This is a genomic window from Exiguobacterium sp. QJM3NY_9, assembly GCF_056173545.1.
On sequence record NZ_CM149679.1, the window covers coordinates 66,606 to 84,462 of the forward strand.

17 protein-coding genes, 2 tRNA genes and 1 rRNA gene are annotated in these 17,857 nt (G+C 48.7%); all 20 read left to right on the forward strand.

From position 1 onward, the window contains the following. Window positions 1-41: 41 nt before the first annotated feature. The 20 genes from AC0VYQ_RS00365 to AC0VYQ_RS00460 all read left to right on the forward strand — a co-directional run bounded on the left by AC0VYQ_RS00365 (window position 42) and on the right by AC0VYQ_RS00460 (window position 17,756). Window positions 42-422: an FtsB family cell division protein gene (locus AC0VYQ_RS00365; RefSeq protein WP_088835978.1), complete on the forward strand. Its 381-nt coding sequence runs from the start codon at window positions 42-44 to the stop codon at window positions 420-422. Between the two features lie 83 nt (window positions 423-505). Continuing rightward, the gene (locus tag AC0VYQ_RS00370; protein WP_088835979.1) at window positions 506-1,030 is read left to right on the forward strand and encodes a S1 domain-containing RNA-binding protein; all 525 of its coding nucleotides are present in this window, start codon (window positions 506-508) and stop codon (window positions 1,028-1,030) included. Window positions 1,031-1,183: 153 nt separating this feature from the next. Next, window positions 1,184-1,260, forward strand: a tRNA-Met gene (locus AC0VYQ_RS00375). A 9-nt stretch (window positions 1,261-1,269) separates the two neighbouring features. Next, window positions 1,270-1,341: transfer RNA gene (locus AC0VYQ_RS00380), tRNA-Glu, on the forward strand. A 76-nt stretch (window positions 1,342-1,417) separates the two neighbouring features. Further along, entirely contained in the window at window positions 1,418-2,662 is a 1,245-nt protein-coding gene (gene tilS / locus AC0VYQ_RS00385) for a tRNA lysidine(34) synthetase TilS (protein WP_475403978.1), read from the forward strand. Window positions 2,663-2,695: 33 nt separating this feature from the next. Next, window positions 2,696-3,241, forward strand: coding sequence for a hypoxanthine phosphoribosyltransferase (hpt, locus tag AC0VYQ_RS00390; RefSeq protein WP_012368964.1), 546 nt, complete (start codon window positions 2,696-2,698; stop codon window positions 3,239-3,241). A gap of 120 nt (window positions 3,242-3,361) precedes the next feature. Next, window positions 3,362-5,368 (forward strand): ATP-dependent zinc metalloprotease FtsH, encoded by a 2,007-nt coding sequence (ftsH, locus tag AC0VYQ_RS00395; protein WP_088835981.1) that lies wholly within the window; start codon window positions 3,362-3,364, stop codon window positions 5,366-5,368. A 161-nt stretch (window positions 5,369-5,529) separates the two neighbouring features. Then, complete coding sequence (locus tag AC0VYQ_RS00400; RefSeq protein WP_088835982.1) at window positions 5,530-6,291, forward strand: type III pantothenate kinase; 762 nt, start codon at window positions 5,530-5,532, stop codon at window positions 6,289-6,291. A gap of 11 nt (window positions 6,292-6,302) precedes the next feature. Beyond that, window positions 6,303-7,229 carry an Hsp33 family molecular chaperone HslO gene (hslO, locus tag AC0VYQ_RS00405; protein WP_475403979.1) on the forward strand — a complete coding sequence of 309 codons (927 nt, stop codon included), beginning with the start codon at window positions 6,303-6,305 and terminating at the stop codon, window positions 7,227-7,229. A 12-nt stretch (window positions 7,230-7,241) separates the two neighbouring features. Then, the gene (locus tag AC0VYQ_RS00410; protein ID WP_029332222.1) at window positions 7,242-7,553 is read left to right on the forward strand and encodes a SurA N-terminal domain-containing protein; all 312 of its coding nucleotides are present in this window, start codon (window positions 7,242-7,244) and stop codon (window positions 7,551-7,553) included. 80 nt (window positions 7,554-7,633) lie between these two features. Continuing rightward, a complete protein-coding gene (cysK, locus tag AC0VYQ_RS00415) occupies window positions 7,634-8,578 on the forward strand; it encodes a cysteine synthase A (protein ID WP_029332223.1) in 945 nt (314 codons plus the stop codon). 91 nt (window positions 8,579-8,669) lie between these two features. Then, complete coding sequence (locus AC0VYQ_RS00420; RefSeq protein WP_475403980.1) at window positions 8,670-10,058, forward strand: anthranilate synthase component I family protein; 1,389 nt, start codon at window positions 8,670-8,672, stop codon at window positions 10,056-10,058. Further along, window positions 10,055-10,636 carry an anthranilate synthase component II gene (locus AC0VYQ_RS00425; RefSeq protein ID WP_475403981.1) on the forward strand — a complete coding sequence of 194 codons (582 nt, stop codon included), beginning with the start codon at window positions 10,055-10,057 and terminating at the stop codon, window positions 10,634-10,636. The genes AC0VYQ_RS00420 and AC0VYQ_RS00425 overlap by 4 nt, the downstream gene beginning before the upstream one ends. Beyond that, on the forward strand, window positions 10,620-11,459 hold the full coding sequence (gene pabC / locus AC0VYQ_RS00430) for an aminodeoxychorismate lyase (protein WP_475403982.1): 840 nt from the start codon (window positions 10,620-10,622) through the stop codon (window positions 11,457-11,459). Before AC0VYQ_RS00425 ends, pabC begins: the two co-directional genes overlap by 17 nt. After that, window positions 11,456-12,247: a dihydropteroate synthase gene (gene folP, locus AC0VYQ_RS00435; protein ID WP_088835987.1), complete on the forward strand. Its 792-nt coding sequence runs from the start codon at window positions 11,456-11,458 to the stop codon at window positions 12,245-12,247. The genes pabC and folP overlap by 4 nt, the downstream gene beginning before the upstream one ends. 2 nt (window positions 12,248-12,249) lie before the next feature. Next, window positions 12,250-12,621, forward strand: coding sequence for a dihydroneopterin aldolase (gene folB / locus AC0VYQ_RS00440; protein ID WP_088835988.1), 372 nt, complete (start codon window positions 12,250-12,252; stop codon window positions 12,619-12,621). Further along, complete coding sequence (gene folK, locus AC0VYQ_RS00445) at window positions 12,618-13,115, forward strand: 2-amino-4-hydroxy-6-hydroxymethyldihydropteridine diphosphokinase (protein WP_088835989.1); 498 nt, start codon at window positions 12,618-12,620, stop codon at window positions 13,113-13,115. The genes folB and folK overlap by 4 nt, the downstream gene beginning before the upstream one ends. 31 nt (window positions 13,116-13,146) lie before the next feature. Continuing rightward, window positions 13,147-14,142, forward strand: a complete 996-nt coding sequence (gene dusB, locus AC0VYQ_RS00450) for a tRNA dihydrouridine synthase DusB (protein WP_475403983.1) — start codon at window positions 13,147-13,149, stop codon at window positions 14,140-14,142. 170 nt (window positions 14,143-14,312) lie between these two features. Beyond that, window positions 14,313-15,794, forward strand: coding sequence for a lysine--tRNA ligase (gene lysS, locus AC0VYQ_RS00455; RefSeq protein ID WP_157898521.1), 1,482 nt, complete (start codon window positions 14,313-14,315; stop codon window positions 15,792-15,794). 400 nt (window positions 15,795-16,194) lie between these two features. Further along, a 16S ribosomal RNA gene (locus tag AC0VYQ_RS00460) occupies window positions 16,195-17,756 on the forward strand. Window positions 17,757-17,857 lie beyond the last annotated feature (101 nt).

Consider the following 17,857-nt stretch of genomic DNA (forward strand, 5'->3'; position numbering starts at 1 on the left):
AAAGAGTGTCAGAGATGACCACTCGGATAAGGAGGGATGATATGCCGGCACCGTTAGAATCAGGTCGTCAAACACCACCAAAGATTAAACCGCTCAATGATCGTAAAAAGCAATTAAGCCAAAATGCGATTGAGAACCGATCGCGCTTAAAAAAGCGTTTCTTGATTTGTATGTCAATCTTTCTCATCGTCCTTTCTCTCATGGGGTGGTCATACATCGAAAAGAAACAATTGATTGCTGAACAAAATCAATCGTTCCAGGTCGCTCAACAAGAGCAAACAAAAGCGAAAAAAGAGTCGGCACGCCTGAAAGAGGAAATCGAACGGCTGAACGATAAAGAATATGTTGCGAACTTAGCGAGAAGTGAGTTGTTGTACTCGAAAAAAGGCGAAACAATTTTCTATTTCTCACCTGAAGATTAACCGATGGTTGCCGATTGATTGAAAAAATATGTAATCACTCGTATAATAAGAAATGAATCAACTAAAAAGGAGCAATACAATTTATGTCGATTGAAGTAGGCAGCAAAGTGCAAGGGAAAGTTACAGGCATCACTAATTTCGGAGCGTTCGTAGAATTACCGACTGGGAAAACCGGTCTCGTTCACATCAGCGAAGTGGCAGATTCTTACGTTAAAGATATCAATGATGTCTTGACGGTTGGACAGGAAATCACAGTTAAAGTCTTGAGTGTAGAAAACGATGGTAAAATCGGTCTTTCAATCAAGAAGGCTGTTGACCGCCCTGAAGGCGAACGTCCTCGTCCTGCACGTCAATTCGACCGTGGCCCACGCCCGGCCGGTCAAGATCGCGGACCACGTCCGTTTGATAACAAAGGACCGCGCAGTGGCGGCGGTGGTGGAAATCGTGGAGGATTCAACAAAGGTGGTCGCGGAGCACCTGCTCCACGTAAAGAGCAAACGTTCGATACGTTGATGACGAGTTTCCTCAAAGACAGTGAAGATCGTCTTGCGACACTCAAACGCCAAACGGATTCAAAACGTGGCGGACGCGGTGCTAAACGTCAATAACTTGCTGACCTGTTCTTTATAAGAATAGAGATGGAATGACGCTGTTCATTCCATCTTTTATTTTTTTGAAATTATTTTTATAAAAAGCGTTGACTTTCATTTGACTCCACCGTATTATAGAAAATGTGCTTAAGACGCACGAGTTAAAAATATGGCGGTGTAGCTCAGCTGGCTAGAGCGTACGGTTCATACCCGTGAGGTCGTGGGTTCGACTCCCTCCGCCGCTACCATATTTTTTTGGCCCGTTGGTCAAGCGGTTAAGACACCGCCCTTTCACGGCGGTAACACGGGTTCGATTCCCGTACGGGTCATTCTTTAAAAGCTATCTCTATTATATAGAGGTGGCTTTTTTTAGTATAGTAGATTCGAAAAGGGGATGCGTACATCATGGAAACGATTGCTCCTGTTCCGAATGAACCGCTCATCGTCGGCGTATCCGGAGGCTGCGACTCGATGGTGCTCGCGCATCTGTTGCACGAGGCGAAGTTTGATCTTTTAATTGCCCATGTCCACCATGGTCTTCGTGCAGCATCGGATGAAGAAGCCGCGTTTGTCGAAAACTGGGCTTTTGAACGTAATATCCCGTTCCGGACGACCCGTTTAGAATGGGGTGGACAACGGGTGAGTCAAGCCCGTTGTCGCGAGAAACGGTATCAGTTTTTTGAAAACTTAATGGAAGAGACGAACCGGAGTCACTTAGTCTTAGCACATCATCGTGATGATCAACTCGAGACGTTATTGATTCAGTTGTTGCGGGGTGAAGCGACGATCGACGGGATTCCGATTCATCGCCCGTTCGGTCCCGGTCAGTTGCATCGTCCGCTAGTGAACTGGACGAAACAGGAACTGACGGCTTATGCGACGCGTCAACAAATCGAGTGGCGTGAGGATGCGACAAATGCGGAAACGAAGTACTTAAGAAATCAAATCCGGCATGATATTTTACCAAGGCTCGCTCAAGTGCGCCCGGGGTTCGAAGAAGCGACGGTACGTGCCGCACGGCTTCGTCAAACGATACAGGACGAGCACTTAGCGTACGTCGAAGCATTAGTAGCGCGACATACGACGGAGGATGGGATAGTAATCGATGAGATCAACCAGCTGCCGACAGATTTGAGACGACTCGCTTTACAAGTGCTCTTACCGGATGTCCGGTTGACATCAGAGGATTTCGATCGCTTTTTAGCATGGCTCCGAGTAGATATGCCCTCGAGCGAAGTGTATTATGAAAACTGGAGGATTCGCCGCGCGTACGGATACTTGACCTGTATCGAGAAAGATACGACAGATTCTGCACTTGAATCGTTTCAAGTAGGGGCTGATTTGGGAACATACCGTTATGGTGAACGAGATGTGACGTTTTCATACGGGGATGCAGGGATTCCGTTAGCGGAAGTTACTTTCCCGCTGACGGTACGAAGTCAGTTGCCAGGGGACCGGATACAGCTAGAAATCGGAACGAAAAAAGTGAGCCGGATTCTAATTGATGCGAAAGTACCACGTTATCTTCGGGCAGAAGTTCCGGTCGTCGTCGACGCCACGGGTCAAGTTTTAGCGGTCGTCGGACATCGAATTGCAAAATTCGGGTCATTTGAACTCCTCGCACGGTCTTATTTAATGATAGAATGGTAATGTAGTGTTTAAAATGGAGGAGGAATACCTAGCATGACCTTAATGAATGATATGGAGAAAGTACTGATTTCGGAAGAAGAGATCCAACATAAAGTCGGTGAACTCGCGGGTGAACTGACAGCAGATTATGGTGATCGTTTTCCACTGCTCGTCTGTGTCTTAAAAGGCGCAATGCCGTTCATGTCTGATCTCGTCAAAAAGATGGACATGCACCTTGAGATGGATTTCATGGATGTTTCGACATACCACGGTGGAACGACATCGACAGGCGAAGTTAAAATCGAAAAGGATTTGAACACATCTGTAGAAGGACGTGACATCCTGATTGTCGAAGATATCATTGACAGTGGATTGACGCTTGGATACTTGGTTGATCTCTTTAAGTACCGTAAAGCAAAATCTGTCAAAATCGTGACATTGCTCGATAAGCCGTCAGGTCGCAAAAATGATCTACACGCGGATTATAGTGGATTTGTGATTCCACACGAGTTTGTCGTCGGTTACGGTCTCGACTATGAAGAGAAATATCGTAACCTTCCATATGTTGGTGTGTTGAAGCCGGCAGTCTACGGTGGCTAATTATTTTTAATCTTGACTGTCACATGATAAGATGAAACCAATTACAAAGCGCGCTTTGCCGCGTCAGGATTCGTATCAGTTGATGAAGGTATGTCAGTTGGTGCGGAGAGGAGGCATAAGATGAACCGAGCAGTGAAGAATACCCTCGTGTTTGGGGTCATTTTTCTAGCTTTGATCTTGTTTCTGCAATACTTGCAGAGTCCAGTGAACAAAAGCAAAGAAATCAATTACACACAGTTTGTCGAGTCGGTTGAAAAAGGTGAAATTAAGACGGCTACCTTCCAGTACGAAGGACAGACGTATAATGTGACTGGTGATTTACGTGAAAAGGATTCGACGTATGAAACGGTTGTTCCAGCTGTTGATACGGAGTTAACGGATCTTTATACACAATTGCGCAGTCAAGGTGTCAATATGGACTTTAAAGCAGCAGAGACGAATGGCGGTTGGATCGCGTTACTGACGACGATCGTCCCGTTCATCATCATATTCATTCTCTTCTTCTTCTTAATTAATCAAGCACAAGGTGGCGGCGGCGGTGGCCGCGTGATGAACTTCGGTAAATCAAAAGCGCGCCTCTATGATACGGAGAAAAAGAAAATTACGTTTGAAGATGTCGCTGGTGCAGACGAAGAGAAACAAGAACTCGTCGAAGTTGTTGAATTCTTGAAAGACCCACGTAAATTTGCACGTCTCGGTGCACGTATCCCTAAAGGGGTCCTTCTTGTCGGTCCTCCAGGTACAGGTAAAACGTTACTTGCACGTGCAGCGGCAGGTGAGGCTGGCGTTCCATTCTTCTCGATTTCAGGTTCTGACTTCGTTGAGATGTTCGTTGGTGTCGGGGCGTCACGTGTACGTGATCTCTTCGAAAATGCAAAGAAAAATGCACCGTGTATCATCTTCATCGATGAAATCGATGCAGTCGGTCGTCAACGTGGCGCAGGTCTCGGTGGCGGACATGATGAGCGTGAACAAACATTGAACCAACTTCTCGTTGAGATGGACGGATTCAGTGAAAATGAAGGCATCATCATGATCGCAGCAACGAACCGCGCTGATATCTTGGACCCAGCCTTGCTTCGTCCAGGTCGTTTTGACCGTCAAATTACGGTTGAGCGTCCAGATGTCGTCGGTCGTGAAGCAGTTCTTAAGGTACATGCACGAAATAAACCACTCGACTCAACAGTCGATTTGAAAGCAATCGCACAACGGACACCAGGATTCTCTGGTGCTGATCTTGAAAACCTGTTGAACGAAGCAGCACTCGTTGCAGCGCGTACCGACCGGGATAAGATTTCCATTGTCGATCTAGAAGAAGCGATTGACCGTGTTATCGCTGGACCAGCGAAGAAGAGCCGGATCATTTCGCCGAAAGAGAAAAAAATCGTTGCGTGGCATGAAGCAGGTCATACGATCATCGGTGTCACACTTGATGATGCGGATGAAGTGCATAAAGTAACAATCGTTCCTCGTGGGAATGCCGGCGGTTACGTCGTCATGCTTCCGAAAGAAGATCGTTACTTCATGACAAAACCAGAACTTGAAGATAAAATTACCGGATTGCTTGGTGGTCGTGTCGCGGAAGATATCGTCTTTGGTGAAGTATCGACTGGAGCAAGCAACGACTTCCAACGTGCGACAGGACTCGCCCGGAAGATGGTGATGGAGTTCGGGATGAGTGAAAAACTCGGACCGCTTCAGTTCGGTTCAGGTCAAGGCGGAAATGTCTTCTTAGGACGTGACTTCCAAAATGAACAAAACTATTCGGACGCGATTGCGCATGAGATTGATACAGAAATCCAAGCGATCATCAACCGCTGTTACCAAAAAGCGAAAACGATCTTAACGGAAAAACGTGATCAGCTTGATTTGATTGCGACAACGTTACTTGAAGTTGAAACGCTGGATCAAAAACAAATTCACCACCTCATTGAGACAGGTGAATACAAAAAGAACGAGCCAGAAGTGGTAGCTGAACAAACAGAAGACGAGAAAAAACCGGAATCGACGACTCCTGTCATCGATGAACCGACAGAATCTCCGACACAACGTGGTTCAGTCATCGACGAAGGTCAAAATGTGGATGTAGAAAAGCCTGATCAACCACGCCGTGATGATCAAATTTAATCGCTGACACAACGAGACAGGATCAGTGCCCGCTATGCGGGTGCTGGTCCTGTTTTTATATGCCGTGATGCTTGCGCACTTCGGTAGGTGAAGCTTAGACGACGTGGTATAATCACAACGTATATTGCAGGTATCGTATAGAAAAGTGGGGAATCAGTCAAATGATCTTAGTAATTGATGTTGGAAATACGAATATCGTACTGGGTGTCTATGCTGGCGAGACATTGGTCGAGCACTGGCGGATCGCAACCGATCGGACACGGACGACCGATGAGTACGGGATGCTCGTCAAAGCCTTGTTCCGGGATGCAGAGTTAAACGTGGAAGAAATCGAGGGAATCGTGTTATCATCTGTCGTACCCCCCGTCGTGTTTCCACTGGAGAACATGTGCGTCCGTTATTTCAATCGACGCCCGTTCGTGATTGGACCAGGTATTAAAACCGGACTCGACTTAAAAGTCGATAACCCAAGGGAAGTCGGGGCGGATCGAATCGTCAATGCGGTCGCCGCGACGGTCAAATATGATGGTCCATTGATCATCGTCGACTTTGGGACAGCAACGACCTATTGTTATATCGATTCACAAAAACGCTATTACGGTGGAATCATTTCACCGGGTGTCATGGTGTCGACTGAGGCACTTTATAACAAAGCAGCAAAACTGCCGCGCATTGAGATTGCGAAACCACAATCCGCGATTGGGCGGAATACGATTCATGCGATGCAGTCAGGGACGTATTTTGGATATGTCGCGCAAGTGGACGGTCTTGTCCACCGGATGAAAGAAGAAATGGGTGAAGCAAAAGTCATCGCGACTGGTGGGCTTGCCCGATTAATCAGCGAGGAATCCGCAACGATTGAAATCGTCGATCCATTTTTGACGCTTGACGGGTTGCGTATTATCTACGAACGAAATAAGTGAGGGAATAAATAATGAAACGTGAAGAATTATTAGCACAACTAAAAGATGATTATTTAGTACGGGCGCTCGGTTTTAACGGCGAAGTCCGTGCATTTGCAATCCGTTCGACAAAGTCGGTGTATGAAGCACAGCTCCGGCACCAAACGACTCCGGTCGTCACGGCGGCGCTTGGCCGGACGCTGACAATCGGTGCGATGATGGGAACGATGCAAAAAGGCGACACACGTGTGACCCTGAAAGTTGAAGGGGACGGTCCGATCGGAAAAATCATCGTCGATGCCGATGCAAAAGGAACGGTCCGTGGATACGTCAGCCATCCACGTGTCGAAATGGATACGTACGTCAATGCAGACGGTCTGACGAAATTAAAAGTCGGCGATGCAGTCGGTCGCGGAAATATTTCCGTTATCAAAGATTTAGGGCTTCGTGACTTCGTCGGAGGGCAATCACCGATCCAAACCGGTGAAATCAGTGAAGACTTTACGTATTACTTCGCAGTCTCAGAACAAAGTCCATCTGTCGTCGGTGCAGGTGTGCTCGTTTATCCGGAAGATGAGTCGGTCATCGCAGCAGGTGGGTTAATCGTGCAATTGATGCCAGGTGCATCGGAAGAAACGATTGCCGCACTCGAAGCACGAGTGGCCGCATTAAAACCAATCTCGATTCTTGTCGGAGAAGAAAAAACACCGGAAGAAATGCTTGAACTCGTCCTCGGTGAATCATACGAAGTCCTCGATACAGTGCCGGTTACGTTTGGTTGCACATGTGATCGCGAAAAGCTCGCGACAGCCATCGTGGCGCTCGGACCTGACGAGATTCAATCGATGATTGATGAAGATGGTGGAGCAGAGGCAGTTTGTCATTTCTGTTCAGAACACTATCAGTATGGCATCGAAGAATTACAATCACTTCGTGAAAAATCGCTCGAACGAGCATAAGAGGGTCTGAAAATGGGAAATGTAAACTCTAAGTACTTGTGGATGTTGATTTTCATCTTACTGTTGACGAACTTTTTAACGGGAGCATATGCCTTCATGGGAGAACTACCGAAAGTTGATTCTCCGAAGATTGTCCAAGAAAGTATCGGTGGACCGCTTGAAGACGTCGTCGCGACAGTCGGAGACGAAGACATCACACGAGCGGATGTCTATCAAGTAATGCGTAAAGAACACGAACAAGATACACTCGATCGTTTGATTCAAGAAGCGGTAGAACGTCAATCCAAAAATGGAACGAAACCTACCGTGGAGCGCTTTGATTGACAGATTTCATCCAGTCCATTGATAATTGATTTATCGGATTACTTGGAATTAAAGGTTTTTCATTATGAGGAGGAATGGTCATGCGTATTGCAAATTCAGTACTAGATTTAGTCGGCCGCACGCCGATTGTCAAATTGAACCATCTGACAGGACCAGAGGATGCAGATGTCTACTTGAAACTGGAGTACATGAATCCCGGGTCAAGTGTCAAAGACCGGATTGCGCTGTCGATGATTGAAGCGGCAGAGGAAGCTGGGAAACTGAAAGCGGGCGATACGATCATCGAACCAACGAGTGGCAACACCGGGATTGGTCTAGCGATGGTCGCAGCAGCGAAAGGATACCGGGCCATTCTCGTCATGCCAGAAACAATGAGCATGGAACGTCGAACTCTTCTTCGTGCGTACGGCGCGGAGTTGATTTTAACACCTGGTCCGGAAGGGATGAAGGGTGCAATCGCGCGAGCGACGGCGGAAGCAGAAGAACATGGTCATTTCATGCCGCAACAATTCAACAACGGAGCGAACCCCGTCGTCCACGAACAGACGACAGGACCTGAAATCGTTGAAGCGTTCGAAGGACTATCACTGGATGCCTTCATCGCCGGAATCGGAACAGGTGGGACGATTACGGGTGCTGGTAAAGTATTACGCGACGCTTTCCCAGGAATCGAAATCATCGCGGTCGAACCAACGGATTCACCTGTTCTTTCGGGTGGTAAACCGGGTCCACACAAGCTCCAAGGAATCGGTGCTGGCTTCGTACCCTCGATTCTCGATACACACATCTATGACGGTGTCGAACAAATCACGACGGAAGAAGCATTTGATCATGCGCGCCGTGCCGCGAAATCAAACGGAGTTCTCGGTGGGATTTCTTCAGGTGCTGCAATCGCTGCAGCTCTTAAAACGGCCAAACGTCTTGGAAAAGGCAAAAATGTGTTAGCGATCATTCCTTCGAATGGAGAACGTTACCTCAGTACGCCACTCTATCAAGTCGAGGAAGAAGAAGGTTCGAAACTATAATTTTTTTCAGGCACACGGAAGTCATTCGACTCCCGCGTGCCTTTTTTTGCGTATAATGAGGACAGAATACGTACAGAGGTGGGGGACGCAAGTGCGACAGACGAGATATGTAGCATTTACATGGACGAAGGAACAATTTTATAACCGTTATGTGGAGCGGACAAAAGAACAAACCGGTCATATCTGGCTCGAAAGTGGTCGTATCGGTTCCTATACGATGGCTGGTGTGCACCCGGTCGGGCAGTTACGCTCGAAATCCGGACAAACGACGATTACAACCCGTGATGGTGTCGAAGAACGAACAGATTCTCCGTTTGCATTAATTGAAGAAGTACGCGCGCGTCATGCATCGGCTCGTCCGGACGGGATGCCTGCATTTTTCGGTGGACTGGCAGGCTACGTCAGTTATGACGCTGTCCGGTATTTAGAGCGATTACCGGACGAAGCGGAGGACGATTTAGAAACAGCAGATATTTCGTTGTATTGGTACGATGAAGTCGCCGTGTATGACGAACAGGCAGGTCAGTTATTCGTTGCCGTGACGCGTGATACGGTCGAGGCAGCGGAAGCAGCACTTGAAATTGAAGTGCTTGCTTGGAAAGTGGAGAGTCCTGCGCCAGTCTTTCGCCCGGTTTCGAAGGAACGGTTAGAGCGGGGGCGGTCGTTCGAACAAGCCGACTTTGTCGAGGCGGCAGACCGCGTCAAACGTTATATTGAAGCGGGTGACGTCTTTCAAGTCAATCTTGCGGTTCGTCAACATGAACGTCTCTTAACATCGCCGGCTCATGTCTATGACGTCTTGCGGCAGGTGAACCCGTCGCCGTACATGGGCTACTTCGTCGATGAAGAGTTGACGCTCGTCTCAGCGTCACCCGAGTTGCTCGTCGAAAAAATTGGAGACGATCTCGCGACGCGTCCGATTGCTGGGACACGTCCGCGCGGGAAGGATGAAGCGGAAGACTTAGCGCTTGCGAAGACGCTGCTCGATAATGAAAAAGAGCGGGCGGAACACGTCATGCTCGTTGATTTAGAACGCAACGATTTAGGACGGGTCAGCCGGTATGGGTCCGTTCATGTCGATGAATTGATGGTGATCGAAAAATATTCTCATGTCCAACATATCGTCTCGAATGTCCGTGGGAAAGTAGCGGAACACCAAGGTGCGAGCGATGTTCTCGCAGCGATGTTCCCCGGTGGGACGATCACCGGTGCACCAAAAATCCGGACGATGGAGATCATCGAGGAGTTAGAACCGGTCCGGCGTGGTATTTATACAGGGTCACTCGGATTTATCAGTTGGGCGGACGATGCGATCTTCAACATCTTGATTCGGACGCTCGTCGCCAAAGATGGCGTCGCTTATATTCAGGCGGGAGCAGGAATCGTCACCGATTCTAGTTCAGTGAGCGAATATGAAGAATCACTCAGTAAGGCAAAGGCACTTTGGGTCGCAAAAGAAATGGCGGAGGGAACGACATGATTGTATTGATTGATAACTATGACTCATTTACGTACAACTTAGTCCAATACTTTGGGGAGCTCGGGCAAGAGATCCAGGTGTTTCGGAATGATGCGATTACACTCGAGGAGATTGAACAACTCAAACCCGATCACCTAGTGATTTCGCCAGGACCTTGTACTCCGAACGAGGCGGGCATCAGCCTTGCTGCAATCGAATACTTCGCAGGCAAGTTGCCTATCCTTGGTGTCTGCCTCGGTCATCAAGCAATCGGGCAAATCTTCGGCGGACAAGTCGTCCGGGCACAAGACTTAATGCACGGAAAAGTTTCGTTATTGTCTCACGACGCGACCGGGATGTTTGAAGGCATCGCTCAAGATACACCAGTGACACGATACCATTCGCTTGTCGTCGAGCGGGAGACCTTTCCGGATGCCCTGGAAGTGACGGCGGAAGCAGGGGGAGAAATCATGGCCCTGCGACATCGCGAGTTACCGATCGTCGGTGTCCAGTTTCACCCGGAAGCAATCTTGACCCGAGACGGGAAACGGATGTTAAAAAACTTTTTGGAGTTGAATCGATATGTATCTTTGGCATGATGGACAGGTAGTAAAAGAAGAAGACGTTCGGATTTCACCATTTGACCATGGTTATTTATATGGAATGGGGATTTTTGAGACCTTTCGGACGTATGCAGGACATCCATTTTTATTTGATGATCATATTAAACGGCTACAGATGAGTTGTGCCGCGATTGGAATCGTCATCCCCTATACGCGGGACGAACTGTTAGTTGCGATTGAGACCTTATACCGTGCCCATGCGACGACTGATTTATACATCCGCTTAAATGTCTCGGCTGGTCCCCGTGATATCGGACTCTCCGTTGAACGGTATGACGCGCCGACGGTCGTGATTTATGCGAGACCGATTGGCGCGCGACAAGCGACGGAGCGGGCGCTTGAAACGGTCCGGTTGCCACGCAGTACACCGGAAACGGCGTATCGCTTAAAGTCGCATCACTACATGAACAATCTAGTTGCGAAACGCCAACTGTTTAATCCGGAAGCGGAAGGGCTCTTCTTGACGAAGGAAGGATTCATTTGTGAAGGCATCACTTCGAACATTTTTTGGCGTTATGGGGAGAAGTGGTATACACCGTCGCTTGAGACGGGTGCCTTGAATGGGATCACCCGCCAGTTCTTGATGGAGCAACTTATGGTCGAAGAACGCCTTGCTTTATTGCCACAGTTGATGGAGGCGGACGAAATTCTCTACACGAATTCCGTTCAAGAAGCAGTCGCCGTTTCATCACTTGACGGACGAACGTTCCCGGGGCAATCGGGAAGCGGCTATCAACGTGTGCGTCAGCTATTCGATGAGGCCGTCGAGACGCGGTGGTCGAGGAGGGAAAAACGTTGACAAAAATCATGGGAATTTTAAATGTGACGCCGGATTCGTTTTCAGATGGTGGACAATACGTTGATGTCGAACTCGCTGTTCGTCATGCTAGGCAACTTGTTGCGGACGGGGCAGATGCAATCGATGTTGGTGGAGAATCAACGCGACCGGGTGCGACATTTGTTTCAGCAGCAGATGAAATCGACCGCGTTGTTCCAGTGATTCGTCGCTTGAAGCGTGAGCTCGATGTCTTGATTTCGATTGATACGTATAAACCGGAAGTCGCTGAAGCCGCTGTCCGTGCCGGTGCAGATCTCATCAATGACGTCTGGGGTTCGAAATGGGGGGATCGTTCAATGGTAACGGTCGCCGCCCGGCACGAAGTCCCAATCATCTTGATGCATAATCGGACGGAACCACACGGAACAGACGTCTTAGCTGAAGTCCGCGCCGACCTTGAAGAATCAATCCGATTAGCGAAACAGGCGGGTGTATCGGAAAATCGGATTTGGCTCGATCCAGGGATTGGTTTCATGAAAACGTATGAAGAGAATTTATTTTTGATGCGTCACCTCGCGATCGCGACAGATTTTGGATACCCGGTTTTACTTGGGACGTCACGCAAGTCACTGATCGGATTGACGCTCGGACTCCCGGCGGCGGAACGGGTGGAAGGGACGATTGCGACCGTCTGTTACGGAATCCAACAAGGTTGCGAGTGGATGCGTGTCCATGACGTGAAAGAAATCAAGCGGGCCGCTCTGATGATGGACGCGATGCTTGCAGCAGAATTACCGAAGGGGGAATGAAGATGGATCGCATACACGTTTCAGGGATGCGTTTTTATGGTTATCATGGAGTGTTCGCAGAAGAAACGAAGTTAGGACAGCGCTTTAATGTGGATTTATCCATCGGACTTGATTTATCACGCGCTGGCGAGACGGATGATTTACGGGAAAGTGTCAATTATGCGGAACTCTATGAAGCGACGAAACATGTTGTCGAAGGGGAGGCCGTTCAATTGGTCGAGGCGCTCGCGGACCGAATCGTCCGACACGTCTTTTTGCTCGATCCACGAATTTTGGAAGCGACCGTCAAAGTCATCAAACCTGATCCACCGATCGCAGGGCACTATGAGCATGTCGCGGTAGAAATCAATCGGGTTCGGGGGGATTATGCATGAACCGTGCTTACATCGCCCTTGGGTCGAACATCGGGGATAAGGCCGGGCACTTACATGCTGCAATTGAAGCGATGACGGCGTACCCGGAGATTCAAGCGATTCGCCCCTCCTCGATTTATGAGACCGTTCCTGTCGGTTACCTCGATCAAGATTTATTCTACAACATGGTCGTCGAACTTGAGACGAGTTGGTCCGCGGAGGTGTTGCTCGAGCACTTGCAGGGCATCGAACGTCAAGAAGGACGGAAGCGATTGTTCAAGAATGGACCGAGAACGTTAGACCTTGACATCATCCTTTATAATACAGATGATATACATTCAGAAGGATTAACGGTGCCGCATCCACGGATGCAAGAGCGGGCATTTGTCCTCGCGCCGTTGCAGGAATTGAATCCGCAATATGAGGTACCGCATTTAAAGAGGACGGTCGAGGAACTCTACGCGCAACTACCGGAAACGGAACGAGCGGGCGTCAGACGAATCGTGAAGGAATAGAGGGTATTGAAGAAGAGAGGAAGAGCGCTACATGTCAGGTTTTAAGATTGGTGACGTCGAACTGAACAATCGTGTCATCCTCGCACCGATGGCGGGCGTCTGCAATCCTGCGTTTCGTTTGATTGCAAAAGAATTCGGGGCAGGACTCGTCTGTGCGGAAATGGTCAGCGATAAAGGGATTTTGTATGAAAATGAACGGACGTTAGAGATGCTGTATGTCGACGAACGCGAAAAGCCGCTCAGTCTGCAGATTTACGGCGGATCGAAGGAAACACTCGTAAAGGCGGCACAGTATGTCGATGCCAACACGAATGCGGATATCATTGACATCAACATGGGATGCCCGGTTCCAAAAGTCACGAAATGTGATGCCGGTGCAAAATGGTTGCTTGATCCCGATAAAGTATATGAAATGGTTCATGCTGTATCGCAAGCGGTCGAGAAGCCCGTCACGGTCAAGATGCGGACAGGGTGGGACAGTCATCATATTTATTGTGTCGATAATGTCCGGGCAGCGGAAGCGGGTGGAGCAAAGGCGGTTGCCATTCACGGGCGGACCCGTTCGCAAAAGTATGAGGGCGTTGCGGACTGGAACATCATCGGGGAAGCAAAACGGGCAGTGCAGATTCCGATCATCGGAAACGGTGATGTGCAAACGCCGCAAGACGCGCAACGGATGATTGATGAAATCGGGGTAGATGGTGTGATGATTGGTCGGGCGGCGCTCGGCAATCCATGGATGCTCTATCAGACCATCCAGTATCTTGAATCCGGAACGTTACCAGCCGAGCCGACACCACGTGAAAAGATTGATATTTGCTTGTTGCATGCGGCACGACTCGTTGCACTGAAGGGTGAGAAACTAGCCGTTCGTGAAATGCGTACCCACGTCGCGTGGTATCTTAAAGGATTAAGTGGGAACGGGCAAGTCCGAAAAGCCTTATTCGATATTGATACCCATGCCGGTCTTCAAGAGTTGTTATGTCAGTATGTCGAAACCTTGGAAACAACCGCAGTACATGCGTGACAGGTAAAGTATAGTCGGCATTACCCGTTTTATGGTACGCTAATTGCATTAAAGATGAGCGAATCGGTTTTTTTCAAGGTGCTGTCGGTCATGCCGGCAGCTTTTTGATGCAGAATGATGAAGACCGTCGTGAACAATTTTTAGAAGGAGTGAATACAGTGAGTCAGGACATGGAAATGAATGATCAAATGCAGGTGCGTCTCGGTAAGATGAACGCGATGCGTGAGCAAGGACTCGACCCGTTCGGTGCTCGTTTTGAACGGTCAACGGATACAGCAAGCATTCGTTCAGCTTACGGCGAGAACGAAAAAGAGGAATTAGCTGAATTAAAACCGGAAGTAACGATTGCGGGACGTGTCATGACAACACGCCGTAAAGGGAAAGTTGGATTTACGAACGTTCAGGATGTGACAGGTCAAATTCAGTTATATGTCCGGAAAGACGATGTCGGAGAAGCAGCATATGAAATTTACAAGACATGCGATTTAGGTGATATCATCGGAATCAGTGGTTATGTCTTTAAAACGAACGTCGGCGAGTTATCAGTCCATGTCACGTCGTTTACATTGTTGACGAAAGCACTTCGTCCGCTTCCAGATAAATATCATGGATTAAAAGATGTGGAACAACGGTACCGTCAACGTTACCTCGATCTCATTACAAATACGGAATCACGGGAGACATTCATCGCCCGAAGCAAAGTAATTCGAGGCATCCGTCAATACCTCGATAGTCTCGGCTACTTGGAAGTCGAAACACCGATGTTACACACAATCGCAGGTGGAGCATCTGCGCGTCCGTTCATCACGCACCACAATGCTCTTGATATGACGCTTTACATGCGAATTGCGATTGAATTGCACCTAAAACGTCTTATCGTCGGTGGACTTGAAAAAGTATATGAAATTGGTCGTGTCTTCCGGAATGAAGGAATTTCAACACGCCATAACCCAGAGTTCACTATGATTGAGTTGTATGAGGCATATGCGGACTATGAAGATATCATGGATTTAACAGAAAACCTGATTGCTCACGTCGCTCAAGAAGTACTTGGGACAACAAAAGTTACGTATGGCGAAGACGTCATCGATTTAACGGTTGGTTGGAAACGTGCCCATATGGCAGATCTCGTTAAAGAAGCGACAGGAATCAATTTCTTTGATGATATTTCGAAAGAGCGGGCCCACGAACTTGCCCATGAACACGGAATCGAAGTTCAGTCACATATGTCGACGGGGCATATCTTAAATGAATTCTTCGAACAAAAAATCGAGGAGACACTCGTTCAACCGACTTTCGTTTATGGTCACCCAGTTGAAATTTCACCACTCGCGAAGAAAAACCCAGAAGATCCACGCTTTACGGATCGTTTCGAATTATTCATCGTGCGTCGTGAACATGCGAATGCCTTCACGGAGTTAAACGATCCAATCGACCAACGTGAACGTTTCGAAGCACAGCTTGTTGAAAAGGAAGCTGGGAACGACGAAGCACACGAGATGGATAATGATTTCATCGAAGCATTGGAATACGGAATGCCGCCAACGGGTGGACTTGGAATCGGAATCGATCGCCTTGTCATGTTGCTAACAAATGCACCATCGATTCGTGACGTTCTCTTATTCCCAACGATGCGCCACCAACAAAACTAACAAACACGTTTGCTCCCTTTCTTCTATATATAGTAGAGAGGGAGCTTTATTATGAAAAATGAAGGCTCGAAAAGACATGATGAATTGGAATCAATCAGCAATAAAACGGGTAAATAATCTTTTTAAATGTTTTTCTAATAAAATGCTTGTACAATCGAAAAAGCCATGGTATATTATTTCTTGTGCCGCAAATGGTTGTGACACACCGAAAAAAATATCAAAAAAAGTTGTTGACAATTGTGTTAATAACTTGGTAAGATATTAAAGTCGCTGAAAACGACACGACGAACTTTGAAAACTGAACGATGAGGCAAAAAACGTATCTTCGGATACAAACAATGAATGAAGCGCAAGCTTCGTCAACGTGACTTTTAGTCACACAAACGAGCAAGTCAAACACTTTATGGAGAGTTTGATCCTGGCTCAGGACGAACGCTGGCGGCGTGCCTAATACATGCAAGTCGAGCGCAGGAAGCTCGCGGAACTCTTCGGAGGGAAGCGAGTGGAATGAGCGGCGGACGGGTGAGTAACACGTAAGGAACCTGCCTCAAGGATTGGGATAACTCCGAGAAATCGGAGCTAATACCGGATAGTTCTTCGGACCGCATGGTCCGATGATGAAAGGCGCTCCGGCGTCACCTTGAGATGGCCTTGCGGTGCATTAGCTAGTTGGTGGGGTAATGGCCTACCAAGGCGACGATGCATAGCCGACCTGAGAGGGTGATCGGCCACACTGGGACTGAGACACGGCCCAGACTCCTACGGGAGGCAGCAGTAGGGAATCTTCCACAATGGACGAAAGTCTGATGGAGCAACGCCGCGTGAGTGATGAAGGTTTTCGGATCGTAAAACTCTGTTGTAAGGGAAGAACAGATACGAGAGGTAATGCTCGTATCCTGACGGTACCTTGCGAGAAAGCCACGGCTAACTACGTGCCAGCAGCCGCGGTAATACGTAGGTGGCAAGCGTTGTCCGGAATTATTGGGCGTAAAGCGCGCGCAGGCGGCCTTTTAAGTCTGATGTGAAAGCCCCCGGCTCAACCGGGGAGGGTCATTGGAAACTGGAAGGCTTGAGTACAGAAGAGAAGAGTGGAATTCCATGTGTAGCGGTGAAATGCGTAGAGATGTGGAGGAACACCAGTGGCGAAGGCGACTCTTTGGTCTGTAACTGACGCTGAGGCGCGAAAGCGTGGGGAGCAAACAGGATTAGATACCCTGGTAGTCCACGCCGTAAACGATGAGTGCTAGGTGTTGGGGGGTTTCCGCCCCTCAGTGCTGAAGCTAACGCATTAAGCACTCCGCCTGGGGAGTACGGCCGCAAGGCTGAAACTCAAAGGAATTGACGGGGACCCGCACAAGCGGTGGAGCATGTGGTTTAATTCGAAGCAACGCGAAGAACCTTACCAACTCTTGACATCCCCTTGACCGCTTGAGAGATCAAGTTTTCCCTTCGGGGACAAGGGTGACAGGTGGTGCATGGTTGTCGTCAGCTCGTGTCGTGAGATGTTGGGTTAAGTCCCGCAACGAGCGCAACCCCTATCCTTAGTTGCCAGCATTTAGTTGGGCACTCTAGGGAGACTGCCGGTGACAAACCGGAGGAAGGTGGGGATGACGTCAAATCATCATGCCCCTTATGAGTTGGGCTACACACGTGCTACAATGGACGGTACAAAGGGCAGCGAGACCGCGAGGTGGAGCCAATCCCAGAAAGCCGTTCCCAGTTCGGATTGCAGGCTGCAACTCGCCTGCATGAAGTCGGAATCGCTAGTAATCGCAGGTCAGCATACTGCGGTGAATACGTTCCCGGGTCTTGTACACACCGCCCGTCACACCACGAGAGTTTGCAACACCCGAAGCCGGTGAGGTAACCGTAAGGAGCCAGCCGTCGAAGGTGGGGTAGATGATTGGGGTGAAGTCGTAACAAGGTAGCCGTATCGGAAGGTGCGGCTGGATCACCTCCTTTCTAAGGAAAACGTCCCGTAAGGGACATGCCCATCGTTCAGTTTTGAGAGCTCGTCTCTCTAGTCTCGATAGAGACACTCGCACCTTGAAAACTGAAGACAT